The organism is Frankia sp. CcCS3, assembly GCF_977927575.1.
Genome location: NZ_CDWRCL010000282.1, coordinates 1 through 4,464, shown reverse-complemented (window position 1 = coordinate 4,464; position 4,464 = coordinate 1). Strand labels below are relative to the sequence as shown.

Below are 4,464 nucleotides of genomic sequence, written 5' to 3'. Positions count from 1 at the left end.
AGACCAGGGTCCGTGACGACAGCGACGCCAGGTAGACGCCGGTCTCCCGGCGGATCCGCTTGCGGGCGCAGAACGCCCGGCGTTCGAGGTCGGCCTGGTCGAACCCGTCTCCCGCGCCGCCCTCAACCGGACCGGCGGCGGGCAGACCGCCGGGCAATGCGAGGAACAGCTGCCGCATCCGCGGCTCAACCTCGTGGGCCGCGTGCCCGACGATGTGGCTGACGACCGGCACCTCACGCCAGCCGAGGACCCGCAGCCCCTCCTGGCGGACGATGCGGCTGATGGTGCGCACGGCGTCGTCCCGCTCCCCCGAGACCTGCGGCAGGAAGGCGATCCCGACGGCGTAACGCCCCGGGGCGGGCAGCGCGAAGTCGACGACGTCACGCAGGAACAGATCGGGGACCTGCACCAGGATGCCGGCTCCGTCGCCGGTGTCCGGGTCACTGCCCGAGGCACCCCGGTGGTCGAGGTTACGCAGCACGGTCAGGCCCTGCTCGACCAGCTCGTGACTGCGCCTGCCGTGTACATCGACGACGAAGCCGACGCCACAGGCGTCGTGTTCGAAGGTGGGGTCGTAAAGACCTTGCGCACTCGGCATCCGGCGAAGTCCTGTCCATCTTCAGGGGCTGAAGGGGGTGCGGACGACGCTGTCCGAGTGGTGTGACGACACGGCGGCGCTGGCCCGGCGCCCCGTGTCTCTACCGAGTGTGCCACGCGACCCGCTCATGCGCCGTGATCAAATATGTCCAGGAAATCACCGCCAGATGACATCATACCTCCCCACCCGGCCTCGGTCACTACGAGTAGGGGAAGGCCGACGGTCCGGCCGACGCCCGGGGCCCCGCCGGAGACGGCGTCTCATCAGGGCGTCTGCGGCTCCTCCGGCGGAACGGCCGACGTGTGCCCACCGCTCGCCGGCAATCTCGTTGCCAGGCCGCGGCTCTGCTGCTGCGAACCAGCCGGTACGGCAGTGGTGGCGGCAGTGGTGGCGGTCGGCCCGGAGTCGTCGGGCACCGCGGCGGCGGGTACCGACCCGGCGGAACCGGGATCGGCCGGATCGGGATCGGCCGGATCGGGACCGGCCGAGTCGAGAGCGGCCAGATCAGGATCGACCGGATCGGGACCGGCCGCTCGCTGGTCGGCGGCACCGGCACCGGCGGTCGTCACCGTGGACCGCGTCGCGGGCCGGGAACGGGCGATCCCGAGGGCCTCCTGCTCCTCCCTGGACAGATTCGGGTCCACGGGACGGCGGGTGACCGCCAGCGCCAGCAACGCCCCCAGACAGACAACGATCGAGGTCCAGACGTTGACCCGCAGCCCGAGGATCTGGTTCGCCGTGTCGATGCGCAGCATCTCGATCCACAACCGGCCGAACGTGTAGAGCGCGACGTAGAGGTAGAACAGCTTGCCGCGGCCGAGCCGGTGCCGTCGATCGACGACCAACAGGATCCCGGCCACCACCAGGTTCCACAGGAACTCGTAGAGGAAGGTCGGCTGGTAGGTGGACACGCCGGGGATGATCTGGTGCTTCTCGTCGATGCGCACCGCCCAGGGCAGGGTGCTCGCCTTGCCGTACAGCTCCTGGTTGAACCAGTTTCCCCAGCGTCCGATCGCCTGGGCGAGGATGATGCCCGGCGCCGCGGCGTCGCCGAACAGGGCGAGGCTGATGCCGTAGCGCCGGGTCGCCAGCCACGCGCCGAACGCCCCGCCCGCGATGGCGCCCCAGATACCCAGCCCGCCGTTCCAGATCTTGATGACGTCCAGCACGTTGCCGTCCCGGCCGAAGTAGGCGTCCGGGGTGCTGACCACGTGGTAGACACGGGCGCCGACGATGCCGAACGGGACGGCCCAGTAGGCGACCTCGCTGGCCACCATGGGATCCATGCCGCGGGCGCGCAGCCTTCTTCCCGTCACGAATACGGCGACGAAGATGCTAATGATGATCATCAGGGCGTAGGCGCGCAGCGGCACCGGCCCGAGATACACCACGCCACGCGATGGGCTGGGAATAGCGGCAAGAACCACGGTCGCCAGGCTATCCCGTGGACCCGTCCATCACGCGCGGGGTAGTCCGGCCACGTGTCGCACAGCCACGTGTCCCACTCGGTGCGCAGCGGGGTGATATAGGCGGCGATAGATGTGGGCGACAGCTGTGACGGCTGGGCCGGGACGGCCGGGAGTTCACGCCGGGACGGGAGCGCGCACTCCTCCGGCGAGTTCCGCGGCGAGCCGACGGATTCCGGCGAGGCCCGCTGAGGCGCCGGCTCCGGAACGTTCCGCCTCGAGCAGGACCTTCACCAGCGCGGAGCCGACGATCACACCGTCGGCGAAGCCCGCGACCTCGGCGGCCTGCGCCGCGGTGCTCACCCCGAGCCCCACCGCCACCGGGAGCTCGGTGGCGGCCCGCACCCGGGCGACCAGATCGGCCGCCCGCTCGCCGACCGCCGCCCGGGTCCCGGTGACACCCATCAGCGAGGCGGCGTAGACAAAGCCGCGCGCGACGCCGACGACCAGCCGGAGGCGGGTGTCCGAGGAGCTGGGAGCGACGAGGAACACCGGGGCCAGGCCGTGCGCGGCGCACGCGTCGAGCCAGGGCCCGGCCTCTTCGGGCGGCAGGTCCGGAGTGATCGCCCCGGCGCCCCCGGCAGCGGCGAGATCGGCCGCGAACGCGGCCGCGCCGTAGCGGTCGATCGGGTTCCAGTAGGACATGACCAGAGTCGGGGCCCCCGTCGCGGCGACGGCCTCGACGGTGCGGATCACGTCCTGCGTCGTGACCCCGCCGCGCAGGGCCGCATCCGCCGCATCCTGGATCACCGGACCGTCCATGGTGGGGTCGGAGTAGGGCAGGCCGACCTCGACGACGTCGACTCCCGCCGCCACCATGGCCCGCATGGCCTCGATCGCCCCGTCCACCGTCGGGAATCCCGCGGGCAGATAGCCGACCAGCACCGACCGCCCCTCCTCGCGGGCCGCCGCGAACACTGCGTCCAACCGACTCTGCACCGTGCGTCCGTTCCGTCGGGCCCGAGGGCCGATGTGTCCTGTCTTTGGTTGCGCCGGTCCCGAGGCAGGGTCCCTCAGGATCCTCCCTCAGGGTTCCTCAGGCCGGCCCCCGCCGGACCGCCGGCGGGGCCCCCGCCGGCATCGGCCTCGTCTAGGAGGTCGAACCAGCGGGCGGCGGTGTCGACGTCCTTGTCCCCCCGACCGGAGCAGTTGACGACGACGACCGCGCCCGGACCGAGCTCCCGGGCGACGTCGAGGGCACCCGCGAAGGCGTGCGCGCTCTCGATCGCGACCAGGATGCCCTCGGTACGGGCCACCAGCGCGAGCGCCTCCATCGCGGCGGTGTCGTCCACGACCCGATAGCTCGCCCGACCAGTCTCGTGCAGCAGGGCATGTTCGGGGCCGATGCCGGGGTAGTCCAGACCCGCCGAGATCGAGTGGGAGACCTGGGTCTGCCCGAACTCGTCCTGCAGCAGGAACGTCCGCATGCCGTGCAGCACGCCCGCGGAACCGCCGGCGATCGCCGCGGCGTGCCGACCGGTGGTGACCCCGTCCCCCCCGGCCTCGCAGCCGATCAGCGCGACCTCGACGTCGGGGATGAACGGGTGGAAGATGCCCATCGCGTTCGAGCCGCCACCGACGCAGGCGACGACGGCGTCGGGCAGCCGGCCGACACGGTCGAGCACCTGGGCGCGGGCCTCGACCCCGATGATCCGCTGGAAATCGCGGACCAGCATCGGGAACGGGTGCGGGCCCATCACCGACCCGATGCAGTAGTGGGTCGTGCCAACGGTGGCCACCCAGTCGCGCATGGCCTCGTTGATGGCGTCCTTCAACGTTCGGCTGCCGGACGTGACCGCGACGACCTCGGCGCCGAGCAGGCGCATCCGGGCGACGTTGAGGGCCTGCCGGCGGGTGTCCTCCTCGCCCATGTAGACGACGCAGTCCAGGCCGAGCAGAGCGCAGGCGGTGGCCGTGGCAACACCGTGCTGACCGGCTCCGGTCTCGGCGATGACCCGGGTCTTGCCCATCCGCCGGGTCAGCAGGCACTGCCCGAGGACATTATTGATCTTGTGGGAACCGGTGTGCGCGAGGTCCTCACGCTTGAGCAGGATGCGGGCACCGCCAACGTGCGCGGTGAGCCGGTGGGCGTCGGTGAGCGGAGTGGGCCGGCCCGCGTAGCTCGCCAGCAGCTCGTCCAGTTCCGCGGTGAAGCCGGGATCCACCCTGGCCGCCGCGTAGGCCGCGGTGAGCTCGTCCATCGCTGCCATGAGGGCCTCGGGGACAAAGCGACCACCGAAACGCCCGAAGTGCCCCGAGGAGTCGGGGAACGCCTGCCAGCTCGACGCGTCCAGACGGGCCGGACCGGAGCTCGACGGCGTCCCGGTTCCGGCGGCCGCGGGGCGAACTGACTCGGCAGCGGTTCGGATGGTCACGGTGCGACTGTATACTTGTCTTCCG

The 4,464-nt window shown here is 71.5% G+C and carries 3 protein-coding genes and 1 pseudogene; all 4 read right to left on the bottom strand.

Annotated elements, in window-relative coordinates:
• Positions 1 to 598 (bottom strand): annotated as a pseudogene (locus AC08OQ_RS17890) (glutamate synthase subunit alpha); the annotation flags it as partial.
• 263 nt (positions 599 to 861) lie between these two features.
• A complete protein-coding gene (gene lgt / locus AC08OQ_RS17885) occupies positions 862 to 2,025 on the bottom strand; it encodes a prolipoprotein diacylglyceryl transferase (RefSeq protein WP_462202976.1) in 1,164 nt (387 codons plus the stop codon).
• Between the two features lie 156 nt (positions 2,026 to 2,181).
• Entirely contained in the window at positions 2,182 to 3,003 is an 822-nt protein-coding gene (gene trpA, locus AC08OQ_RS17880; protein ID WP_462202977.1) for a tryptophan synthase subunit alpha, read from the bottom strand.
• Between the two features lie 74 nt (positions 3,004 to 3,077).
• Positions 3,078 to 4,439, bottom strand: a complete 1,362-nt coding sequence (gene trpB, locus AC08OQ_RS17875; protein WP_476602006.1) for a tryptophan synthase subunit beta — start codon at positions 4,437 to 4,439, stop codon at positions 3,078 to 3,080.
• Between the last annotated feature and the right edge of the window lie 25 nt (positions 4,440 to 4,464).